Origin of the sequence: Basfia succiniciproducens (genome assembly GCF_011455875.1) — a bacterium.
Lineage (GTDB): Bacteria > Pseudomonadota > Gammaproteobacteria > Enterobacterales > Pasteurellaceae > Basfia > Basfia succiniciproducens.
On the sequence record NZ_CP015031.1, the window covers coordinates 2,211,920 to 2,235,105 of the forward strand.

Annotated in this window: 23 protein-coding genes; 13 read left to right on the top strand and 10 right to left on the bottom strand. The window is 40.7% G+C overall.

Annotation, left to right across the window (positions count from 1 at the left end; translation table 11 throughout):
- Positions 1-7 precede the first annotated feature (7 nt).
- The 6 genes from era to grcA form a co-directional block, all read right to left on the bottom strand.
- Positions 8-961, bottom strand: a complete 954-nt coding sequence (gene era, locus A4G13_RS10300) for a GTPase Era (RefSeq protein ID WP_090654043.1) — start codon at positions 959-961, stop codon at positions 8-10.
- Positions 958-1,632 (bottom strand): ribonuclease III, encoded by a 675-nt coding sequence (rnc, locus tag A4G13_RS10305; RefSeq protein ID WP_090654041.1) that lies wholly within the window; start codon positions 1,630-1,632, stop codon positions 958-960. The genes era and rnc overlap by 4 nt, the downstream gene beginning before the upstream one ends.
- Before the next feature lies 1 nt (position 1,633).
- Complete coding sequence (gene lepB, locus A4G13_RS10310) at positions 1,634-2,356, bottom strand: signal peptidase I (RefSeq protein ID WP_041639506.1); 723 nt, start codon at positions 2,354-2,356, stop codon at positions 1,634-1,636.
- A gap of 15 nt (positions 2,357-2,371) precedes the next feature.
- Positions 2,372-3,394, bottom strand: a complete 1,023-nt coding sequence (gene lepB / locus A4G13_RS10315; protein WP_090654039.1) for a signal peptidase I — start codon at positions 3,392-3,394, stop codon at positions 2,372-2,374.
- A gap of 10 nt (positions 3,395-3,404) precedes the next feature.
- On the bottom strand, positions 3,405-5,204 hold the full coding sequence (lepA, locus tag A4G13_RS10320; RefSeq protein WP_090654037.1) for a translation elongation factor 4: 1,800 nt from the start codon (positions 5,202-5,204) through the stop codon (positions 3,405-3,407).
- A 236-nt stretch (positions 5,205-5,440) separates the two neighbouring features.
- Positions 5,441-5,824, bottom strand: coding sequence for an autonomous glycyl radical cofactor GrcA (gene grcA, locus A4G13_RS10325; protein WP_011199554.1), 384 nt, complete (start codon positions 5,822-5,824; stop codon positions 5,441-5,443).
- A gap of 383 nt (positions 5,825-6,207) precedes the next feature.
- Between grcA and ung the strand changes: the two genes are divergently transcribed.
- The 5 genes from ung to pfkA all read left to right on the top strand — a co-directional run bounded on the left by ung (position 6,208) and on the right by pfkA (position 10,280).
- Entirely contained in the window at positions 6,208-6,882 is a 675-nt protein-coding gene (gene ung / locus A4G13_RS10330) for a uracil-DNA glycosylase (RefSeq protein WP_011199555.1), read from the top strand.
- Between the two features lie 43 nt (positions 6,883-6,925).
- Complete coding sequence (yaaA, locus tag A4G13_RS10335) at positions 6,926-7,702, top strand: peroxide stress protein YaaA (RefSeq protein ID WP_090654035.1); 777 nt, start codon at positions 6,926-6,928, stop codon at positions 7,700-7,702.
- A 3-nt stretch (positions 7,703-7,705) separates the two neighbouring features.
- Positions 7,706-8,305, top strand: coding sequence for a hypothetical protein (locus A4G13_RS10340; RefSeq protein ID WP_011199557.1), 600 nt, complete (start codon positions 7,706-7,708; stop codon positions 8,303-8,305).
- Positions 8,298-9,191: a cation diffusion facilitator family transporter gene (locus tag A4G13_RS10345; RefSeq protein WP_090654033.1), complete on the top strand. Its 894-nt coding sequence runs from the start codon at positions 8,298-8,300 to the stop codon at positions 9,189-9,191. Before A4G13_RS10340 ends, A4G13_RS10345 begins: the two co-directional genes overlap by 8 nt.
- 123 nt (positions 9,192-9,314) lie before the next feature.
- Entirely contained in the window at positions 9,315-10,280 is a 966-nt protein-coding gene (pfkA, locus tag A4G13_RS10350) for a 6-phosphofructokinase (RefSeq protein ID WP_011199559.1), read from the top strand.
- 109 nt (positions 10,281-10,389) lie between these two features.
- Here the strand turns inward: pfkA and A4G13_RS10355 are convergent, their stop codons facing one another.
- A complete protein-coding gene (locus A4G13_RS10355; protein WP_090654031.1) occupies positions 10,390-11,172 on the bottom strand; it encodes a triose-phosphate isomerase in 783 nt (260 codons plus the stop codon).
- Between the two features lie 17 nt (positions 11,173-11,189).
- Complete coding sequence (locus tag A4G13_RS10360; protein ID WP_011199562.1) at positions 11,190-11,954, bottom strand: DeoR/GlpR family DNA-binding transcription regulator; 765 nt, start codon at positions 11,952-11,954, stop codon at positions 11,190-11,192.
- A 190-nt stretch (positions 11,955-12,144) separates the two neighbouring features.
- Between A4G13_RS10360 and pdxA the strand changes: the two genes are divergently transcribed.
- From pdxA to A4G13_RS10395, 7 genes are all read left to right on the top strand, one after another.
- On the top strand, positions 12,145-13,152 hold the full coding sequence (pdxA, locus tag A4G13_RS10365; protein WP_090654029.1) for a 4-hydroxythreonine-4-phosphate dehydrogenase PdxA: 1,008 nt from the start codon (positions 12,145-12,147) through the stop codon (positions 13,150-13,152).
- 15 nt (positions 13,153-13,167) lie between these two features.
- Positions 13,168-14,523, top strand: coding sequence for a four-carbon acid sugar kinase family protein (locus A4G13_RS10370; protein WP_011199564.1), 1,356 nt, complete (start codon positions 13,168-13,170; stop codon positions 14,521-14,523).
- A gap of 21 nt (positions 14,524-14,544) precedes the next feature.
- Positions 14,545-14,997, top strand: coding sequence for a ribose 5-phosphate isomerase B (rpiB, locus tag A4G13_RS10375; protein WP_090654026.1), 453 nt, complete (start codon positions 14,545-14,547; stop codon positions 14,995-14,997).
- A gap of 85 nt (positions 14,998-15,082) precedes the next feature.
- On the top strand, positions 15,083-16,132 hold the full coding sequence (locus tag A4G13_RS10380; protein WP_050738249.1) for a 2-keto-3-deoxygluconate permease: 1,050 nt from the start codon (positions 15,083-15,085) through the stop codon (positions 16,130-16,132).
- A 185-nt stretch (positions 16,133-16,317) separates the two neighbouring features.
- Positions 16,318-16,740 (top strand): methyltransferase family protein, encoded by a 423-nt coding sequence (locus A4G13_RS10385; protein ID WP_243739762.1) that lies wholly within the window; start codon positions 16,318-16,320, stop codon positions 16,738-16,740.
- 120 nt (positions 16,741-16,860) lie between these two features.
- Complete coding sequence (locus A4G13_RS10390) at positions 16,861-17,028, top strand: hypothetical protein (RefSeq protein ID WP_165898008.1); 168 nt, start codon at positions 16,861-16,863, stop codon at positions 17,026-17,028.
- Positions 17,029-17,252: 224 nt separating this feature from the next.
- Entirely contained in the window at positions 17,253-18,878 is a 1,626-nt protein-coding gene (locus A4G13_RS10395; protein WP_090654022.1) for a phosphoethanolamine transferase, read from the top strand.
- Between the two features lie 133 nt (positions 18,879-19,011).
- Here the strand turns inward: A4G13_RS10395 and A4G13_RS10400 are convergent, their stop codons facing one another.
- Positions 19,012-19,677, bottom strand: coding sequence for a Fe-Mn family superoxide dismutase (locus A4G13_RS10400; RefSeq protein WP_011199571.1), 666 nt, complete (start codon positions 19,675-19,677; stop codon positions 19,012-19,014).
- Between the two features lie 238 nt (positions 19,678-19,915).
- Entirely contained in the window at positions 19,916-22,189 is a 2,274-nt protein-coding gene (locus A4G13_RS10405) for an NADP-dependent malic enzyme (protein ID WP_011199572.1), read from the bottom strand.
- Positions 22,190-22,475: 286 nt separating this feature from the next.
- On the opposite strand from A4G13_RS10405, the gene rsuA reads away from it, so the two are divergent.
- A complete protein-coding gene (rsuA, locus tag A4G13_RS10410; RefSeq protein WP_041639512.1) occupies positions 22,476-23,168 on the top strand; it encodes a 16S rRNA pseudouridine(516) synthase RsuA in 693 nt (230 codons plus the stop codon).
- Positions 23,169-23,186: the final 18 nt, after the last annotated feature.

Here is a 23,186-nt window from a genome sequence, read left to right on the forward strand (position 1 = left end):
TAACGGATTAATATTCTTCCATATAACCCAGGCTGCGTAAGGCTCGTTCGTCATCCGCCCAGCCGGATTTCACTTTAACCCATAATTCAAGATGTACTTTATTATCAAACAAACGTTCCATATCTGCGCGGGCTTCAATGCCGACGGTTTTAATTTTCTGACCGCCTTGTCCGATAACCATTTTCTTTTGGCCTTCCCGTTCGACGAGGATTAATCCGTTAATTTCGTAAGTACCGCGCTCGTTCATTTTAAATTGTTCGATTTCGACGGTAACCGAATAAGGCAGTTCTTCGCCCATAAAGCGCATAAGTTTTTCACGGATAATTTCCGACGCCATAAAACGTTGCGAGCGATCGGTAACATAATCTTCCGGGAAATGGTGAACGCCTTTACGCAAAGACTGACGAACCACTTTTTGTAGATTATGTACGTTATTGCCGCGTTGTGCGGAAATAGGGATAATTTCTTTAAAATTGAATTTACCGCTTAATTCGGTGATGAACGGCAAGAGTTCATCTTTATTTTTGATATTATCTATTTTGTTGATTGCCAATACTACAGGCGCTTTTGAGGCCCGTAATTTATTGAGCACCATTTCGTCGTCCGCATTCCAGTGAGTACCGTCCACAACGAAGATAATTAAATCTACATCGCTGATTGCGCTGCTTGCCGCACGGTTCATTAAGCGGTTAATGGCGCGTTTTTCTTCAATGTGCAACCCCGGCGTATCCACATAAATGGCTTGATAAGGGCCTTCGGTATGAATTCCGACGATGCGGTGTCTGGTGGTTTGCGCTTTACGCGAAGTAATTGAAATTTTTTGTCCTAAAATTTTGTTCAGTAGGGTCGATTTGCCTACATTCGGACGACCGACGATAGCAACGAAGCCACAATAGGTTTCTTGCTCGGCGGCAGTTGTTTCATTGTGTTGTACAATGTTTTCCGGTTTTGTTTCTGTCATTTGATTTCCAATGCTGTCAAAATTTGTTCTGCGGCGGCTTGTTCCGCTTTACGGCGGCTACTGCCGACGCCGATAAACGTGTGGTCAAGGTTCGGCACATGGCATTCTATAGTAAAGGTTTGGCAGTGTGCTTCCCCTTTTATGTCTTTTACATCGTAAGTCGGTAGTGCTAAACGGTGACCTTGTAAATATTCCTGTAATCTTGTTTTCGGGTCTTTTTGGTTTTCGCCGGGTTTGATTTCCCGTAATAATTTTTCATACCAATGTAAGGTAATTTGTGTAGCGCTGACTAAACTGCTGTCTAGCGATATCGCGCCGATAATAGCTTCGACACAGTCCGCCAGAATTGATTCGCGACGGAAACCGCCGCTTTTCAGTTCGCCATGTCCAAGCGCCATATATTCACCGAGTTTAAACTGGCGGGCCAGAATTGCCAATGTAGGCTCTCTGACAAGGGTTGCGCGCATACGGCTCAATTCCCCTTCATTACATTTAGGAAATTGATGATATAAGGCGTCGGCAATCGTGTAATTCAAAATCGCATCGCCTAAAAATTCAAGGCGTTCGTTATGTTTGGTGGCGGCACTACGGTGCGTTAACGCTTGTTTTAGCAACGTAATATCTTTAAATTCATAACTTATCTGACGTTGTAATCTATCTAAATGGTTCATATTATTGAATAGTTTTAAAAAAACGAGTTTCTTGTTTCGGGTTAAAAATAACGCTAACCGCTTTTCCCGTTAAGTTATCATGAGGGATAAAACCGAAAAAGCGGCTGTCAATGCTGTTTTCTCGAAAATCCCCCATCACGAAATAATGTCCTGCCGGCACAATCCATTCGCCTAACGGCAAATTATCCTGTTTAAAATAATGGGCGGACTGATCGTATCGCACTTTTGTCAACAAAATAGCGTGGTTAGTTTCATCAGTGAATTCCTGACGCTCAATCAAGGCAAGTTTCTCGCCTTGCTGGGAAAAGAGTACCGTTTCCGGATTCAAATAATTCCGTTCGTTTTGCTGTTTATAAAGCAGTGTTTCACAATGATTAATCTGACAATTATTTTGCCTGTAATTCGGCGTAACCGAAATTATTCCGCTTTTTTGATCATAACGAACATGATCATGTTCAACGGCAATTATACGTTTAATGTATTCATCAGTTCCGCCATCTTGTCTGAAGATAACGATATCGCCTCTTTTTGCCGTATTTAAAGGAGTTATCGTATCGCCAAGTACGGGAATTTTTAAATTATAGGCAACGCGATTAACCAAAATAAAATCCTGCGGCATAAATGTCGGCGCCATACTGGCGGTTGGGACGATATTGATTAAATAAGCAATAATACCCCGTAAAACAGACAGTAAAACAACGAGTTTTGCCAGTCTTTTAAGCATGAGCAAAACAAAAAATTATTGAATCTTTTGAAAAATCCGTTCGCTACGGATGCCCGTCGGCCATTCGTTTTGTTTTTTATCCAGACTCAGCCAAATATAAGTGGCTTTACCGACAATATTTTTTTCCGGCACAAAACCCCAAAAGCGGCTGTCTTCGCTGTTGTTGCGGTTATCACCCATGACGAAATATTGGTTTTCCGGTACTGTCCATTCGGTGATGTAATTATCCTGAGTACTATAATCTTTATAGCGGTATCCTTCGGAAATCGGTTCCGGATACCAATGGATTTTATGTTCTACATCGCCGCTTTCCGTTGTTTCCAGCGGGCTCGGACCATACATTAAACTTCCGTCAGGGTTTTGACCGATAATGAACTGAAATTCTTTATTTTCCACAGGCTCGCTATATGCGAATTCTTTAACTTCGCAGTTTTCGCTGCAAGGTTTGCCGTTTTCACCGTAAACAAGCGTAATTTTGCGATCTAATTCGTTATAACGGATTCGGTCGCCGCCAATAGCGACGATACGCTTAATGTAATCCACATTCGGTTGCGGCGGCGCTTTGAATACAATTACGTCGCCGCGTTGCGGTTTACCCGTTTCAATTAAGGTATTTTGAAAAACGGGATCTTTAATACCGTAAGCGTATTTTTCCACCACCAAAAAATCACCGATACGTAATGTCGGCTCCATTGAACCCGAAGGAATTTGAAAAGGTTCGAATACAAAAGAACGCAGAATCAGCACAAAAGCCAATACCGGGAAAATTGAAGCGACAAATTCGGAACCTTCGGAAACCGGTTCCACTTTTTGTTTTTCTTCGGCGCTGAGGGTTTTGCCCGTACGTTGTTCAATACGGGTAATCTGGCGGCTGCGTTTCGGGTTAACGACAAAACGGTGATAGCACCACAAAATGCCGGAAAGTGCGGTCAAAATTATCAATAAAATGGAAAAAGTATTAGGCAACGTAAAATGATCCAATACTTTCCAGATAGCAAAACCGACAACTAATAGAATCGGGAGAAAAAAATTCGCCATTAATCTTTCCTTATTTACTGTCTTTACCAACGTGTAAGATAGCTAAAAACGCCTCTTGAGGAACTTCAACGTTACCTAATTGTTTCATGCGTTTTTTACCTTCTTTTTGTTTTTGTAAGAGTTTTTTCTTACGGCTCACGTCTCCGCCGTAACATTTTGCCAATACGTTTTTACGCAATTGTTTTACCGTTGAACGGGCGATAATGTGGTTGCCGATAGCCGCCTGAATCGCAATATCAAATTGTTGGCGCGGAATCAGCTCTTTCATTTTTTCCACTAATTCGCGGCCGCGATAAGGCGCATTATCTTTATGAACGATAAGGGCAAGGGCGTCAACCCGTTCGCCGTTAATCATAATATCCACACGAACCATATCGGCGGTCTGGAAGCGTTTGAAGCTGTAATCCAGCGAAGCATAACCGCGCGAGGTGGATTTTAGACGATCAAAAAAGTCCAATACCACTTCGCCCATAGGGATTTCATAGGTCAGAGCGATTTGGTTACCGTGATAAACCATATTAGTCTGCACACCGCGTTTTTCCACGCAAAGGGTGATAACGTTACCTAAATATTCTTGCGGCACCAACATGTTACATTCTGCAATCGGCTCGCGAATTTCAGAGATATTATTTAGCGGCGGTAATTTAGACGGGCTGTCCACATAAACCACATCGCCGTTGGTTAATTCCACTTCATACACTACCGTAGGTGCGGTGGTAATTAGGTCAAGATCGTATTCACGCTCTAAACGTTCCTGAATGATCTCCATGTGTAACAAACCTAAGAAACCGCAACGGAAACCAAAGCCCAGAGCGGTAGAGGTTTCAGGCTCGTAGAATAAAGACGCGTCGTTTAAACTTAATTTGCCCAGCGCATCGCGGAAAGCTTCGTAATCGTCGGAGCTTACCGGGAATAAACCTGCGTAAACCTGAGGTTTCACTTTTTTAAAGCCCGGTAATACGGAACTTGCCGGGTTATGTTGTGAGGTCAGGGTATCGCCCACCGGCGCGCCTAAAATATCTTTAATGGCGCAAACAACCCAACCTACCTCGCCGCATTCAAGCTCATTTTTATCCACTTGTTTAGGCGTGAAGATCCCTAAACGATCCACATTGTAGGTTTGCCCGGTTGACATCACTTTAATTTTATCGCCTTTGCGCAATACGCCGTTTTTAACGCGAACCAGCGAAACCACACCGAGGTAATTATCGAACCAGGAGTCGATAATTAGCGCCTGTAAAGGCGCATTCGGATCACCTTCGGGCGCAGGGATCTTGGCGACGATTTCTTCAAGCACATCTTCAATACCTACGCCGGTTTTAGCGGAACAACGCACCGCTTCCATTGCGTCAATACCGACAATATCTTCGATTTCTTCGGCAACGCGTTCGGGATCCGCCGCCGGTAAGTCAATTTTATTTAAAATCGGAACAACTTCGAGATTCATTTCAATTGCCGTGTAGCAGTTGGCAAGGGTTTGCGCTTCTACACCCTGTCCGGCATCAACCACCAATAACGCACCTTCGCAAGCCGCAAGTGAACGGGAAACCTCGTATGAAAAGTCAACATGTCCCGGCGTATCAATAAAGTTTAATTGATAGGTTTCACCGTTTTTTGCTTTGTAGTTCAAGGTTACGCTTTGCGCTTTAATCGTAATACCGCGCTCACGTTCAAGATCCATGGAGTCGAGGACCTGCGCTTCCATTTCGCGATCGGATAAGCCGCCGCAGGTTTGAATCAAACGATCTGAAAGCGTGGATTTACCGTGGTCAATATGGGCAATAATCGAAAAGTTACGAATGTTTTTCATTTTAATAGTTATATGCTCAAAATAGTTGTTTTTTATAAAAAGTTTAATCGGCTGATTGTACCCGAAAGTCCTTGAGAGCGCTATAAAATTCGCGAAATTTTTACCGCACTTTTTTGTAAGAGAAAAGAAAATATCAGAGGATATAAAAAGAAGAACCGAGGCTAAAAAAACATAAAAAAACACCTCAAAAGCTAAACTTTCGAGGTGTTTTCCGGATTATAAGCTAAACTTTAAAATTATAAACTTTCTGTGAAAGTACGAGTGATAACATCGCGTTGTTGTTCAGGCGTTAATGAATTGAAACGAACCGCATAACCTGAAACGCGGATTGTTAATTGCGGGTATTTATCCGGGTTATTTACCGCATCTTCTAATGTTTCGCGACGTAATACGTTTACGTTTAAGTGCTGACCGCCTTCAACTTTAATTGTAGGCGCAACATCTACCGCTAATTCGCGATATTCGATTTGACCTAATTCGTTGATTGCAACGATTTGGTCTTCAGCGAATTCCGCTTTAGCCGCTAGACAACGGGCTTCGCCTTTGTCGCTGTCCAATAACCAGAATGAGTTTAATAAATTGTCATTTGCTGCTTTAGTAATTTGAATACCTTTAATCATAAAGTTGCCTCCTAAATTTTGGCGTTTGTTAAGCTAAATTGTTTAAGTGATGAGCATTTTATCAAAAAATTTTAAATTTTCAACTATTTTTGAAACTAAATGTAAAATATTTTTATGTTTTTGATTTATATCATGGCTTTAGCGTATGAAATTATACGGAATTAAATTTTGTTAACTTTTATATAGACTCTGTTTATAAAAGATAAGAAGGTCTTGAATATTTTTTTATAAACAAACCGCTCATTGCAATGAATTCAAGCAACATATTAAACGCCGGATGCCGTTTTATTTAATAAGCTCAAAAGTCCTAGGAATATTTTCTATTTTCAGTGCCGGTAAACTTATTTATAATTTCGTTTCATGATTAGCCGGAGGATGATTAAATGCAAACTTGGAAAGACGTTATCGGAACGGAAAAAACGCAGCCTTATTTTCAGCATATTTTGCAGCAAGTTCATGCCGCTCGTGATGCGGGTAAAACAATTTATCCTCCTCAGCATGATGTGTTTAATGCTTTTAAATTAACGGAATTTGATCAGGTAAAAGTAGTGATTCTCGGGCAAGATCCTTACCACGGTCCGAATCAGGCGCACGGATTAGCGTTTTCTGTATTACCGGGAATTGTGCCGCCGCCTTCACTATTGAATATTTATAAAGAATTGGAAAATGATATTGCGGGATTCCAAATTCCTCGTCACGGTTATTTAGTCAAGTGGGCGGAACAGGGCGTGCTATTACTCAATACGGTGTTGACGGTTGAGCGCGGCTTGGCCCATTCCCATGCCAATTTTGGTTGGGAAACTTTTACCGACCGCGTGATTGCCGCTTTAAACCGACACCGGGAAAATTTAGTATTTTTATTGTGGGGCAGTCATGCGCAGAAAAAAGGTCAGTTTATTGATCGCGACCGCCATTGCGTACTGACTGCGCCTCACCCGTCGCCGCTTTCCGCTCATCGAGGCTTTTTAGGATGTCATCATTTTTCTAAAGCAAATAATTACTTACAAGAACATAAAATCACGGAAATTGATTGGCAATTGGACACCCAATTATCCTAGATTTAGTGTATAATGCCGAGTTTCTTTAAACGGAGGAATTGCCATGTTAGCCATTATTTCACCCGCAAAGACACTTGATTATCAAAGTGCGGTGCCAAAATTCGAAATTTCTCAACCGCAGTTAACTCAATATAGTCAACAACTTATTGATATTTGTAAGCAATTAAGTCCGGCACAAATCGCTTCTCTGATGTCTATCAGCGATAAACTGGCGGGGCTTAATGCGGCACGTTTTGCCGATTGGCCGGCAGACCATAACGAACAAAATGCGCGTCCGGCAATTTATGCTTTTAAAGGCGACGTTTATACCGGCTTGGACGTGGAAAGCTTAACTTCTGATGATGTGTTGTTTGCGCAGCAGCATTTGCGTATGTTGTCAGGCTTATACGGTTTGCTGAAACCTTTGGATTTAATGCAGCCTTACCGTTTGGAAATGGGGACTAAACTTGCCAATAAGAAAGGGAAAGATTTATACGCTTTTTGGGGAAATGTGATTACCCAAACTTTACAACAGGCATTGGATGAACAGGGTGATAATATCTTAGTCAACCTTGCTTCGGATGAATATTATAAAGCGGTGCAAGCAAGTCAATTGAAGGCGCGTATTATTAAGCCCGTATTTCTTGATAATAAAGGCGGTAAATATAAAGTAATCAGTTTTTATGCCAAGAAAGCCCGCGGTTTAATGTGCCGTTATATTATCCAAAACCGTTTAACCGAGGCAGAGCAGTTAAAAGAATTCAATTTGGCCGGTTATTGGTTTGATGAAACCGCTTCCACAAAAGACGAATTTGTCTTTAAGCGTGATTTAGGTGAGTAAAAGATGAAAAAAATACTTATTTTAGCCGCCGTCAGTTTTTTAGCGGGTTGTGTCGGTTCTTCGACGCTTCCGCAAAAAAACGCTGAAAAATTACCGCACATTGAAGTGCCGAAAGAAATTGTTCATAACGGAAAAACTTATTATTTAAGGGCTCAGCAGGATTTAGGTTCGGTGGCTCGTTATGTTTATCTTGAAAATAAAGAAAATCTGAAAAACTGGAAGAGCGAAATCGAAATTTTAAATGATCGCAATACCGAACAACGCAGTATCGCCGATCGTATTGCATTGCGCGAAAAGGTTTATAAAAATACCGGTGTCGAGCATTTTCAATTAATGGAAAAAGACGATTCTTTATATGCGTTTGTGATTTATGCGCCTTCCGCACAGCATGACGATTGGCAGGTTGATGTGGCTAAGGGTGAAAATGTGATGGGTTGCGGTTTCGCTCAATATCAATATTCATTGAAGATTCCCAAAACGAAGAAATTAATGAATATGGGCAAAGTGAAACTTATCGGTTATTTAAAAAAATACGCCGTAGATAAAGAAATGGAGCGTTTGTCTACTACTAAATGGAATTGGGTCTGCCGAAATAATGAGTAAACAATATTCAACCTTGGTTAAAAGAGCCTCTCTTTTGGCGGTGTTCACCGCGGTGACCTTGATTGTGGTTAAGGCGTTTGCCTGGTGGCAAACGGGTTCCGTGAGTATGTTGGCTTCGATTACCGATTCCACATTGGATTTGCTTGCTTCCTTCATGAGTTTATTAATTCTCCGCTTTGCTTTAATGCCGGCGGATCATAATCATTCATTCGGGCATGGTAAAGCCGAGTCTTTGGCATCTCTTGCGCAGGGCGCTTTTATTATTGGTTCCGCTCTGTTGCTGTTATTGCACGCGTTTCAACGTTTGGGCGAACCTAAAGTTATTCAACAAACGGGGCTGGGCATTACGGTAACCATGTTTTCGATTTTGCTGACATTTATCTTAGTGGCATATCAAAACAAAGTGATTAAATTAACGGATAGTCCGGCGATTAAAGCGGATCAACTGCATTACCAAACGGACTTGCTTATGAATGCCGCCATTATGCTTTCCTTATTATTAGGATCTTTGGATTTCATATGGGCGGATGCGGTATTTGCTATTTTGATTGCCGTTTATATTTTGGTTAACGGCGGTAAAATGTGTTTTGATGCGGTGCAATTATTATTGGATCTTGCTTTGCCGGAACAGGAAATTGAACAGATTGAACGTTTGATCAGAGAAGATCCGAATATAATCGGTTTTCATGATTTACGTACGAGACGAGCGGGCGAAGTGCGATTCATTCAAATGCACTTAGAACTTAGCGATGATTTCTCTTTTGTGCAGGCGCATGCGATTACAGACAGTTTAGAAACGCGTTTAAAACAGGCGTTCCCAAGGGTAGAAATTGTAATTCATCATGAGCCTACAAGCGTGGTATTGGCTGAACAAAAAGCAAAGTGAAATAAAAGCTGATACTAATCAAACTTTGCTGGAAATCAGAAAATTTTTCTAGAGCGGATATACCTTATGGTGTATCTTATACCCCAAATTTATTATTAGACTTTAACTTAAGGTAATTGACCTATGATTAAAAAAATTGCTGTATTGACAAGTGGTGGCGATGCACCCGGCATGAATGCCGCGATTCGCGGCGTTGTGCGTTCTGCATTGTTTGAAGGATTGGAAGTATTTGGCGTCTATGACGGTTATTATGGGCTATACCATAATAAAATCAAACAATTGAACCGTTATAGCGTATCCGATGTTATTACCAGAGGGGGCACTTTCTTGGGTTCTGCACGTTTCCCGGAATTTAAAAATCCTGAAGTGCGGGCAAAATGTGCAGAAATTTTACGTTCTCATGGTATTGATGCATTAGTCGTAATCGGCGGTGACGGTTCATATACCGGGGCTAAATTATTAACCGAAGAACATGGCATCCAATGTATCGGTTTGCCGGGTACTATTGATAATGACGCGCCGGGTACGGACTATACGATTGGTTATCAAACCGCATTAGAAACGGCGGTTGATGCGATTGACCGTTTACGTGATACTTCAAGTTCGCACCAACGTATTTCTATTGTGGAAATTATGGGGCGCCATTGCAGCGATTTGACGATTAATGCTGCGCTTGCCGGTGGATGTGAATATATTGTGGCTTCGGAAGTCGAATTTGATCAAGAGGAATTAATTCAACAAATTGAGCGCAGCATTGCTAATGGTAAACGCCACGCAATTATTGCAATAACGGAATTAATTACTGATGTTCATGAGTTAGCTAAAAGAATTGAAGAACGCGTTCACCATGAAACCCGTGCCACAGTATTAGGTCATGTTCAACGCGGCGGTTCTCCTTGCGCTTTTGACCGTATTCTTGCATCCCGTATGGGGGTTTATGCGGTTGATTTGTTATTGCAAGGTAAAGGCGGATATTGTGTCGGTATTCAAAACGAGCAATTAGTCCATCATGATATCATTGACGCAATCAATAACATGAGACGTTCATTTAAGGCTGAATTGTTAGACATGAACGAGAGATTATTCTGATTTTTCTCTTTTTTTAAATTTGTTGATAGCTGTTTATTAAGGTAAGCGGCTTGGTAAAGTGCGGTCGAAATTCTCGAAATTTTGACCGCACTTTTTAAAGTGGTTCCGCTTATTTATTAACGATACGTTCAATAATTTTGAAGAAGTTTTCTGCATCCCAAGCACTACGACCTATAAATAGCCCGTCAATATATTGTTGTCCGAATAGTTCATTCGAGTTTTCCGCATTAACGCTACCGCCGTAGAAAACGGGAATATCTTTTCCCGCGTCACCAAATAACTCAATTAAACATTGTTTAATAACTGCATGTTTTTCATTCGCATAATCTGCGGTGGCAGGAATGCCGCTTTCACCAATTGCCCATACGGGTTCATAAGCTATTCTTAGTTTGGCTAATTGATTTGTATTAATTCCCGATAGACCTATTTTCAATTGAGTTCTTAATACTTCGTCGGAAATATTATAATTTTTTTGTTCAAGTGTTTCGCCAACGCAAAGTAGTGTCGTTAGATCATGTTTTAAAGCCGATAGTACTTTTTCATTTTCCTGCCGATCTGTTTCGCCAAATTTGTGGCGTCTTTCGGAATGCCCGATCATTACCAATTGAGTTCCTATTTCTTTCAGCATTAATGGTGAAATATCTCCTGTATATTGTCCGTTATCGTTAGGATTCATATTTTGAGCGCCAATAATAATCGGATTATCATGAGAAGTGGCTAGTGTGGTTTGAATAGCGGATTGGATAGCGGTATAAGACGGAATGACAAATAATTCTATATCGTTATTAGCCCTAATATCATGAGTTAATTCGGAGAGTCGGGCTAAAAACCGAGTTGTATCGGCTATTCCTTTGTACATTTTGAGATTGGTACCAAAATAATACTTTTTCATAAGTAACCTCTTAATATTTATACAAGATCTATATCTACGCTGCTTTTGATAACATTTAAGATATTTTTATCGATATTCTTATCCGTAATAATTTTATGAACCTGAGAGAGCGGGGCTGAAACCAGTAAATAACCCGTGCCGAATTTTTCACTACAAGTTAAAACATAAACATATTGTGCAATTTTAAAAATCTGTTTTTTGATCATCATTTGTTCATTGCCAATAGAGGTAATACCAAATTCGGGATCGATACCATGTACGCCGATAAAAGCCTTTGTAGCTTTAAAATTCTTTAACATTTCAATAGCAAAATCACCGACAAAGGCATTTTTATTTCCCCTCAATACTCCGCCGATAGAAATGATTTCTACGGCGGAACAGGTAGATAGTTCAGCGATTACCGGCAATGAATTGGTTATAATAATCAAATATTTATCCGAATATTTTTTTATAACTTGCGCTAAATAATAGCTATTAGAGGAATCATCTAAAATAATAGTGTCTCTTTCCGCTATGTATTGATAGGCTTTCTCGGCAATACGTAATTTAGCTTCTCTTTCCTTAAAAATATTTCCGGCCGGTATATGAATATCAAGGTAATCATTGCAGAGTTTGGCCCCTCCGTGCGTGCGAATAATTAGCCCTTTTTTTTCTAAAGATCGAATCAGACTTCTAATTGTAACGGTTGAGCATTGTAATATTTCGCTTAGTTCTATGTTTGTAATGACGTCTTTCCGTTTAAGCGAATCTATGATTAGTTGTTCTTTCTCGTTCAGCTTCATATTTACTCCTTATTTTCATTTTTTTTCTTTTGTTTAGCAACGAAAAAAATAAAAAATTAAATTTTTTGTGATCTAGATCGATTTTTGAACAAAAAATATTTGTTTTTTAGTTTCTGTCTCAATATAGTTATTTTACGATAAATTTAAAACGAAAGAAAGCGAAAGTTTAAATTATTTTAAGGAGCTTTAAATGAAAAAACCAGTAATTGCATTAACAATGGGTGATCCCGCAGGTATTGGTCCGGAAATTACCGTCGATACAATGCTAAGTGAAGAGATTCATAATGTATGTAAACCTTTTGTTATCGGTAGCATTCCTATTTTAGAAAGGGCTGCCAAGGTTCGTGGCGTTTCAATTAAATTTAATAAAATTCAGGATCCAAGTGAAGCTAAATACGAATTAGGAACTTTCGATGTACTTGAAACCGGTAATTATGACACTGATGCCATTAAGTGGGGCGAGGTTCAGAAACTCGCTGGCCAAATGTCTTATGACTGGGTATTAAAATCCATTGAGTTAGGTATGGCTAAAAAAATTGATGCGGTTTCTACCGCACCCATTCATAAAATTGCAATTAAATTAGCAGGTGTGAAAGAGCCCGGCCATACGGAAATTTATCAAAATGAAACTCATTCCGAATATGGCTTGACAATGTTTAGTTGCCATAAATTACGTGTTTTCTTCGTAAGTCGTCATATGTCGGTTATTGATGCTTGTAAGTACGCAACGAAAGAACGCGTATTACAAGATGTAAGAAATATTGATAAGGAATTACGTAATATCGGTATTGAAAATCCGTTCATTGCAGTTGCGGCGTTAAATCCTCATGGCGGTGATAACGGTTTGTTTGGTCGAGAAGAAATTGATGAATTGATTCCTGCCGTTGAAGCCGCAAAAGCGGAAGGGATTAATGCAACAGGCCCGGTTCCGGCGGATTCCGTATTCCATATCGGTAAATCCGGTAAATATGATGCGATTTTGTCTCTATATCATGATCAGGGGCACATTGCATGTAAAACATTAGATTTTGAAAAATCGGTAACTATTACATTCGGTTTACCGTTTATGCGTAGTTCTGTTGATCATGGTACTGCTTTTGATATCGCAGGGAAAAATATTGCAAATGGCGTAAGCATGATTGAGTCAACTAAAGTATTAGCTGAATATACAGCTAAGTATATGAATAAAAAAGCTTAATTTAGGAGGTGGAATATGCCTGTTATTGGTGTAGTCGCTGATGATTTAACCGGTGCGACAACAACCGGAGTATTATTAGCCCGCTCAGGTTCGAAAACAACCGTATGTTTTAATACGGAAGCTGCCATTAAATCGAATGCTGAAGTGCCATCCGATTCACTACTGATTAGTACAAGTAGTCGTCCGTTACTTAAACATGAAGCTTATAAACATGTGAAAGAAGCAACTCAAGTATTGAAAAATATGGGGGTGCAATATTTTACTAAACGCATTGATACCACAATGCGAGGTGGTGTCGGCGTTGAAATTGATGCGATGCTTGATACTTTGCCTGAGAATACCATAGCGGTTGTGGTGCCGGCGATGCCCCAATCCCGGCGTATTCTTGTTGGCGGTTATTCAGTGATTGACGGCGTTGCATTAACCAATACGCCAGTAGCGCGTGATGTGCGTACACCAGTACGGGAGGGGTATATTCCGGCATTACTTGCAAGCCAGACTCGTCGTAAAGTGGGGTTAGTCAGTTTAACCGACGTTATGCATGGCGTATATGAAATTCGTATTGCTTTGATGGATCAGATTACTCAAGGCAAACAAGTAATCGTTGTTGATGCAATCACTCTTGAAGATGTGTCTAATATCGCCCAGGCTTGTTTAATGCTTGATAATCCGATTCTAGCCGTTGATCCGGGTCCGTTTACCGCCGCACTCGGCTATCAACGGGGCTTAATCCACCGAGAAGAACCGAATATTCCACAAACTGATGCTACATGCGCTGAAGATAAAACCGTATTAGTAGTCGCCGGTAGTGCAACACCTGTTACTAAATTACAAATGGATACGCTTTGTCAGGATCCTCGTAATATATCAATTTCTGTCGATCCCGTATTGCTTATTGAAGGCGGCGATATTGCCGATACGGAAGCAAAACGAGTGGTGGGTCTTGTAAAAGATTATATGGCTAATGATGTGCGGCCAAGAGCAATTTTACTTGAAACGGCATTGCATGGTCCGTTACTTAATCTTGATGCGGAAGATGCTAAACGTAAGTTTGTTCGCGGTGAAAGCGCCGAGCGAATTAATGCGGGACTAGGCATGATTGTTTCGGATATTTTTAAACAAATTGGTCACCAACGTTTTGCCGGTATTTTTGCAACAGGCGGGGACACTATGGTGAATGTGTGCAACCAGTTAAATGTTTCGGCTATTGAAATGATTGACTATGTAATCCCACAATCCGATATCGGGCGTCTAGTGGGGATTTTTGATAATAAAATGCCGATTGTCGGTAAAGGCGGCTTAACAGGTGATGAATATACGGCTTGTAAGATTGTTGATCGCCTATTCTTAGAAGCCTGTCGAGATAAGTAATATATTGAGGAGTGAATAATTATGAAAATTGCTATTGGATGTGATGAAGCGGCATATCGCTTAAAAGTTGAAATTATGAAGCATTTAGATGAGCTGGGCATTGAATATGATGATTTTGGCGCCGGAGAAGGAGATGTCGTTTTATATCCTGATGTAGCGGAAGCCGTTGCAGTTGCGGTTGCCGAGGGAAAATACCAACGGGCAATTCTAACTTGCGGTACCGGTATTGGTATGTGTATTACGGCAAATAAAGTTCCGGGAATACGCGCGGCAGTATGTCATGATGTGTTTTCAACCGAGCGCTCAAGAAAAAGTAATGACGCTCAGATTATGTGCTTGGGAGAACGTGTTATAGGTGTTGAGTTAGCAAAATCATTAATTGATGTGTGGTTCAAATGTGAGTTTGCCGGTGGCGGTTCCGCACCTAAAGTGAAACGTATTAATGAAATTGATGCGAAATATAACAAAAGATAATTTCTGACGAACAATCCGCCTTATATTCATATTGTATCAAAAGATAAGGCGGTTTTTATCTACTTGCTATCTTAGGAGAACCATTATGGCATTACGCAATGAAGAAGGTCATATTGATCTTAAACTCATGGAAAGAATGATGAAAATCCCGGGCGGATTAGTCATTATTCCATTATTGCTCGCTGTTGCAATTAAAACATTCTTTCCGCAATTTTTTGAAATAGGTGGTTTTACAACCGGCTTGTTCCAAAAAGGTCAGCCCGCAATGATGGGGATATTCCTTATTTTATGCGGTGCGTCAATTAATATTCGTCAAGTAGGTATGCCTCTTTATAAAGGCGTAGTATTAACCAGTTCAAAATTCTTTTTGGGTGTGGCGCTTGGTTTATTAGTCGGTCATCTTTTCGGACCAGAGGGTATTTGGGGATTATCACCAATCGTCTTAATTGCAGCAATCACTAACTCAAATAGTTCCCTTTATATTTCACTTTCATCACAGTTTGGTAATTCAACAGATACGGGTGCAATTTCAATTCTGTCTTTAAATGACGGACCGTTTTTCACTCTAATCGCATTAGGAGCGAGCGGTTTAGCAAATATTCCGTTTATGGCGGTAGTAGCAACCCTGATTCCATTATTAATTGGTTTTGTTTGGGGTAATATTGATACTAAATTCCGTGAGTTATGCGGTAAAGCTCAGCCTATTATTATTTTCTTCATGACTATTGCAATCGGTTCTGGTACTGACGTCAGTACGATTTTGAAAGCCGGTGCATCCGGTATTATTTTAGGTATCCTTTCAACATTAACTGCAGCGGTATTTTTTTATGTATTTAATATTTTCTTACCAAAAAGAGAACGTAATGCAATGGGAGCGGCAATTGGTACAACCGCATTAAACTCAGCAATGACTCCGGCTGCCGTAGCTGATGCGGACCCTACCTTTACACCTCATGTGCCGCTTGCAACCGCACAATGCGCAACGGCTTCTATTATTACCTTATTCTTATGCCCGTTTGTAGTTGCGTTCTTCGATAGACAAATGCGTAAAAATAAATTAGGTATTTATTCTGCCGAAGGTTGGGCTGGTAAAGCTTTAGCGGAACGGGAAGCATTAGCTAAATCAGCGAGTTAGAGATAAAAAAGAGAGTGAAAACTCTCTTTTTTATTGTGATTTAAAATGATAGTGAAGATTCTTATAAAAGAAAAAAGTGATTACGGCTATAACGAATATTAAAAGACCCTCGGATAGCTAAATTAGGATAATTATTTATTTTGTGTAAAAATACAGAATATCTTTTCAGCCGACATTTTATTCACATGCATATTATTTTATTTATCCTCCTCATAATTCTCATCAAATTCTTACCGCACTTTGGTGTGTTGTTTGCTTTCCCGTTGACGGCGGTATTTGTGGCTATATTAGCAATGATTGTAGCGGCTTTAGGTCCATGGGAATTTTATAAATTCAAAACAACAGTGGATCCCCGTCATTTGAATAAAACCAGTATGTTGGTGACTTCGGGGATTTATCGTTATAGCCGTAATCCGATGTATTTAAGTTTGGTGCTGTTTTTATTCAGTGAAATCCTTTGGCTGGGAAATTGGTTGGGTATTGTAGGGATTGTGATCTTTGTAACCTACCTTAATTTAGGGCAGATTAAACGCGAAGAAGCGGCGTTAGCGGAAAAATTCGGCAAGACTTATTTGGCTTATAAACAATGGGTCAGACGCTGGATTTAGTCGTATAACAGATAAAAAGATACAAAGAAAAAGTGCGGTAAAATTTTGTGAAATTTTACCGCACTTTTCGTTATAAACTTAATTTTTGAATTAAACGTAATACATTTCAAATTCCGCCGGATGCGGCGTCCCAGCCGCAAGTTATCTATAAAGAAAGAAGAAAACGGTCACAAACAGGAATTCTTCGAACAAGTTACCCCGCAATCCGTCCGTATCCGTAAAAAACTGTTAACGGGAATGGATCGCAAACGTGCTAACCGAATCACCACCAGTACCAGCACGCATTAATTCAAAATTTTAATAGAGGCTGTTTATCTTTTAAGTATAAATTTGGGGCCAGATCAAAGTGCGGTTATTTTTTTAGGAATTTCGGATAACAAGATAGTTGTATCTTCTCAAAAGTTCCTCGGGAAAAATATTTTTTTCCAGTCAGAACTTACATTGCGCTTACCCGTCTAACCAGCAATAATATCCCTCCAACTTTACTATTTTATTAGTATTAGGAATTTTCTATGCTCCGTTTCCCTCGTTTTAACTTAAGAAGTTCAACGTTAATTGCCATTGTGGCGCTTTATTTCACATTAGTATTAAATTTTGCGTTTTACGGCAAAGTATTAACCCAACATCCTTTTACCGGCAAGCCGGAAGATTATTTTTTATTAACGGTTCCGTTTTTTGTATTTTTTACGCTGAACGCCGTTTTTCAGATCTTAGCCGTGCCGCTATTGCATAAAATTATTATGCCGTTACTGTTGATTATCAGTGCTGCGATTGCGTATAGCCAAGTGTTTCTGGACGTTTATTTTACAACGGATATGCTGGAAAACGTATTGCAGACCACACCTGCTGAAAGTACGCGGATGATAACCTGGCAATATGTGTTATGGATTATCGGATTCGGTATTATTCCGGCTTTTTTGTATCTTTTCGTAAAAATAAATTACCATACCTGGTTTAAAGAATTAGGAATTCGTCTGGGTGCAATTTTAGTTTCCGCAGTTGTGATTTTCAGTATTTCGAAATTTTTCTATCAGGATTATGCGGCGTTTGTACGCAACAACAAACCGACGGTCAATTTAATTTTGCCTTCGAATTTTATTACCGCGGGTGTGAATGAAATCAAACGTATCCATGATGCTAATCGCCCTTATGAAAAAATCGGATTGGACGCTCAACAGGAGAAACCGGATCCTTATCGTCATTTTACGGTTATTGTCGTCGGTGAAACTACCCGTGCACAAAACTGGGGACTGAACGGTTATCAACGGCAAACTACGCCGAAACTGGCGGCGCGTGGTGATGACGTTATTAATTTCAATCACGTGACCAGCTGCGGTACGGCGACTGCGGTGTCTGTGCCTTGTATGTTCTCGTATTTGACGAAAGATCAGTATAACGGTTCGAAAGCGGAAAAAATGGATAATCTGTTGGACGTGTTGCAGCGCGCGGGGGTGAATATTTTTTGGCTGGATAATAACAGCGACTGCAAAGGTGTTTGTTTGCGCGTGCCGAATGAAACCGTCAATATGACGCTGAAAGATTATTGTACGGAAGGAGAATGTCTGGACGAAGTTTTATTGCGCGATTTTGATAAAATCCTGAATGAAACCACTAAAGATACCGTGCTGATTTTGCACACTATCGGCAATCACGGCCCGACTTATTATGAGCGTTATACGCCGGAGTATAAAAAGTTTGTACCGACTTGCGATACTAATCAGATTCAGACGTGCAGCAATGAGCAATTAGTTAATACTTACGATAACAGTATTTTGTATATTGATAATTTTATTGATTCCGTGATCTCAAAATTGGAAAACAGAGATGATTTGGAAAGTGCGGTTTATTATGTATCGGATCACGGCGAATCTCTGGGGGAAAACGGTATGTATCTGCACGGTGCCCCTTATGCCATCGCCCCGGAACAGCAAACCCGCGTGCCAATGGTCTTTTGGTTTTCAAAAACTTGGAAAAAGAATGAGGGGGTAGATTTAAATTGCGTCAGAGAGAAAGCGAAAACACGGGAATTTTCTCATGATAATCTTTTCAGCACCGTAATCGGTATGATGGATATGAATTTAAAAACCTCTGTTTATCAACCCGAATTTGATATTCTGGCAAGTTGTAAGCGACATTAATTCAAAATTTTAACAAAAGCGACCGCACTTTTGGGGGCAGATCAAAGTGCGGTCATTTTATGCAGAGATTTTTTCAGGCAATAAAAAAGCACGAAACTTTATGAATCGTGCTTTTTTAGCAAATCGGATTAAATTATTTAGCGCAACCGCATTCCGCTAATTTCTTTTCGAAGCGCTCTGCCGCAAAGTCCCAGTTTACTACGTTCCAGAATTCTTTAATGTAGTCCGGACGACGGTTTTGGAATTTCAAGTAATAAGCGTGTTCCCAAACATCTAAGCAAAATAGCGGGAAGCCTTCGCAACCGGCAATTTCTTTTCCCATAATCGGAGAATCCTGGTTTGCTGTTGAAACGACTGCTAATTTGCCGCCTTCCTGTACAACTAACCAAGCCCAACCGGAACCAAAACGCGTTGCGGCTGCTTTTTCAAATTCAGCCTGGAATGCTTCAACGGAACCGAAATCGCGAATGATTGCATCTTTTAACGCACCTTGTAATGTTGTGCCGGTTTTTAATGCTTTCCAGAATAAACTGTGATTTGCATGACCGCCCACGTTGTTACGTACGGCAGTACGGTTTTCCGCAGCAACTTTATCTAAGTTTTTCAGAATCTTACCCGGGCAGGCGTCAAGATATTCCGCTAATGCCGGCACGTTTTTAACCGCCGCTTCAACCGCCGCATTGGCATTGTTTACATAAGTTTGATGATGTTTGCTATGGTGAATTTCCATTGTTAACGCATCAAAATGTGGTTCTAACGCATCATATGCGTAACCTAATTCAGGTAGAGTGTAAGCCATAAAAGTTCCTTGTAATTTTGTTGAGTGTTGTTGAAGTTTGCCGGCATTTTAAATAGCACTACTTATTATTTAAAAGTCCCGCAACCCTGATTCTTGGAATATTTTAACAGTAAATTTGATTAAGATCATTAAATTTACTCTTTTTTCATAAAAAATGGGCTACTTTTTATTAAGCAGCCCATTTTGTAATATTTAGGGTTTGTTTATAAAAGATAAACAGACCTTAAATCAAATCAATTTAGTTTTGTTGCGCTTTAACCGCCGCAATAGCAACCATATTGATAATACGGCGTACGGAAGACACGGAAGTTAAAATATGCGCCGGTTTTTTCATACCCATCAGGATTGGTCCGATAGTAATCGGTGTCGCGGTGCCCTGTAATAAATTCAAACTGATACGGGCGGATTCCATATCCGGCATAATGAGCAGATTTGCCGCGCCTTTGAGCGGACTGTCAGGCATAACTTCGCGGCGTAAATTCTCATTTAACGCTACATTAGCGTGCATTTCGCCGTCAATGATCAAATCAGGCGCCTGCGTTTTCACTAATTGTAAAACTTCGCGCATTTTAACCGCACTTTGATCTTCCGAAGTACCGAAATTAGAATGAGAAATTAACGCCACTTGCGGTTCAATACCGAAACGGCGCACTTCTTCCGCCGCCATTAAGGTAATTTCCGCTAATTCTTCCGCCGTCGGCGCTAAATTAACGAAAGTATCCGCGATAAATAAGTTGCCGCTTGGCAGTACCAATCCGTTTACCGTTGCCGGGATGTCTACATTTTCTTTAATGCCGATAACTTCTTTCAATAAAGAAAGGCTGGAAGAATAGGTACCGACTAATCCGCAAAGCATTGCGTCCGCATAACCGAGTTCCAGTAAAGCGGAACCGATAGCCGTCGAGTTGGTTAACATACGGCGTTTTGCCATGGCTTCGGTAACGCCGTGACGTTTTAGTTTATTGTGATAGAGCGACCAGCATTGTTGGTAGATTTCTTCATTATCCGTATTTAGCACTTCAAAATCGACACCCGCTTGGATTTTTAAACCGAGGCGTTTAATTTGCGCTTCGATCACATCCAAACGTCCGACCAAGACGGGATAAGCGATTCCTAAGGTCGAAATTTCTTGCACCGCATGCAAAATGCGGGTTTCTTCGCCGTCTGTGAGCAATACGCGTTTTTTATCCGCTTTCGCCTGATTAAAGACAGGTTTCATGAACAGATTGGTTTTGTAAACGAATTGGGTGAGTTTTTCGATATAAGCGTCGAAATTTTGAATCGGGCGGGTTGCCACGCCGCTGTCCATTGCCGCTTTGGCTACCGCCGGTGCAATACGGATAATTAAGCGAGGATCAAAAGGTTTAGGAATAACGTATTCCGGTCCGAAAGTGACTTCGCTTTCGTCCGTGTAGGCTGAAGAAACCACATCGCTTTGTTCGGCAAGCGCAAGATCGGCAATAGCGCGCACCGCCGCCATTTTCATTTCTTCATTAATTGTAGTTGCACCCACATCTAAGGCGCCGCGGAAAATAAACGGGAAGCAAAGTACGTTATTTACCTGATTAGGGAAGTCCGAACGGCCGGTACAGACGATGGCGTCGGGGCGAACCGCTTTTGCTTCCGGCGGTGTAATTTCCGGATTCGGGTTAGCCAACGCAAGAATCAACGGATTCGGCCCCATTGTTTTTACCATTTCCTGAGTCAACGCGCCGGCGGCGGAGCAACCTAAGAAAATATCCGCATTCGGAATTGCATCGGCTAATGAACGGGTACCGTTATCATCAATGGCATACAGTTTTTTGGTTGCATCCATATTTTCGTCGCGGCCTTTATAAATAACGCCTTTAGAGTCGCAGACCGTGATGTTTTCACGTTTCATCCCTAACGACACTAACAGATTTAAACAGGCAATAGAAGCCGCACCCGCACCGGATGCCACTAAACGCACATCTTCGATTTTTTTATTGATAATGCGTAAACCGTTTAAAACCGCGGCGGAGCTGATAATCGCCGTACCGTGTTGGTCATCGTGAAATACCGGAATATTCATGCGCTCGCGTAATTTTTGTTCAATGTAAAAACATTCGGGCGCTTTGATATCTTCAAGATTAATACCGCCGAATGTCGGCTCGAGGGCGGCGATAATTTCCACTAATTTTTCCGGATCTTTTTCATTTATTTCAATATCAAAAACATCTACGCCGGCGAATTTTTTGAATAAAACGCCTTTACCTTCCATTACCGGTTTGCCTGCGAGGGCGCCGATATTACCTAATCCCAACACGGCGGTACCGTTTGAAATTACGGCAACTAAATTGCCTTTTGCGGTGTAATTATAAGCTTTTGCCGGATCTTCTTGAATTTCTAAACAGGGCATTGCAACGCCCGGCGAATAAGCCAGTGCAAGGTCACGTTGAGTGGCAAGTGATTTAGTCGGGGTAACTTCGATCTTTCCGGGAACCGGAAATTCATGAAAATCTAATGCGGCTTGACGTAATTGTTCGTCCATATAAACCTCTTTTTAATATGCACAAATGGATAGGATAGAAAAATACTTTAACCGATAAAGTACTGCTTAATGATTATACATAGAATGGCATAATAAAAATGTGATATAAACCGATTTTTTACAAAATTTTTACAAAATAATTTTAGTAGCGAATTCCGGCTGCGTTTTTTGCTAAAAAATCACTATTTTTTAACCGCACTTTTTATTTCATGCTAAGATAGCAGACTTTTCTTTTGTATTGCGCAAGATTGCCGCTTTGGCTGCGTTTTATTATTTTAGGATATTTATGCGATTAGATAAATTTTTAGCGGAGAATACGGGATTAACCCGTTCTCAAGCGGCGAAAATACTGCGTCAGGGGAATGTGCAGGTTAACGGTCAGGTTGTAAAAAGCGGGTCGCTTAAAATAACGCCGCAAGATGAAGTTTTATTTGAAGGTGAGTCTTTAGAATGGCTGGAGGACGGCGTTTATATTATGCTTAACAAGCCGCAGGGTTACGTGTGCTCTCATGACGACGGCGAATATCCGACTGTCTATCAGTTTTTTGATTATCCGTTAGCCGGCAAGCTGCATACCGCCGGGCGTTTGGATGCGGATACCAGCGGGCTGGTGTTATTGACTGACGACGGGAAATGGTCTCATCGGGTGACATCGCCGAAATATCATTGCCAGAAAACCTATTTGGTGACCTTGGCGGACCCCGTTGAAAGCAATTACCGACAGGCTTGTGAACAAGGCATTCTACTGCGCGGTGAAAAAGAGCCCACAAAGCCCGCCATATTAGAAATTATTGATGATTACAACGTAAATTTAACTATCAGCGAAGGACGTTACCATCAGGTAAAACGCATGTTTGCCGCGTTAGGTAATAAAGTTGTGGGGCTGCATCGGTGGAAAATCGGTAATATTGAATTGGATGAGGATTTGCCCGAAGGGGAATTTCGTGTGTTAACCGCAGAGGAAATTCAATATTTTTAACGGAGGATAAAAAATTTG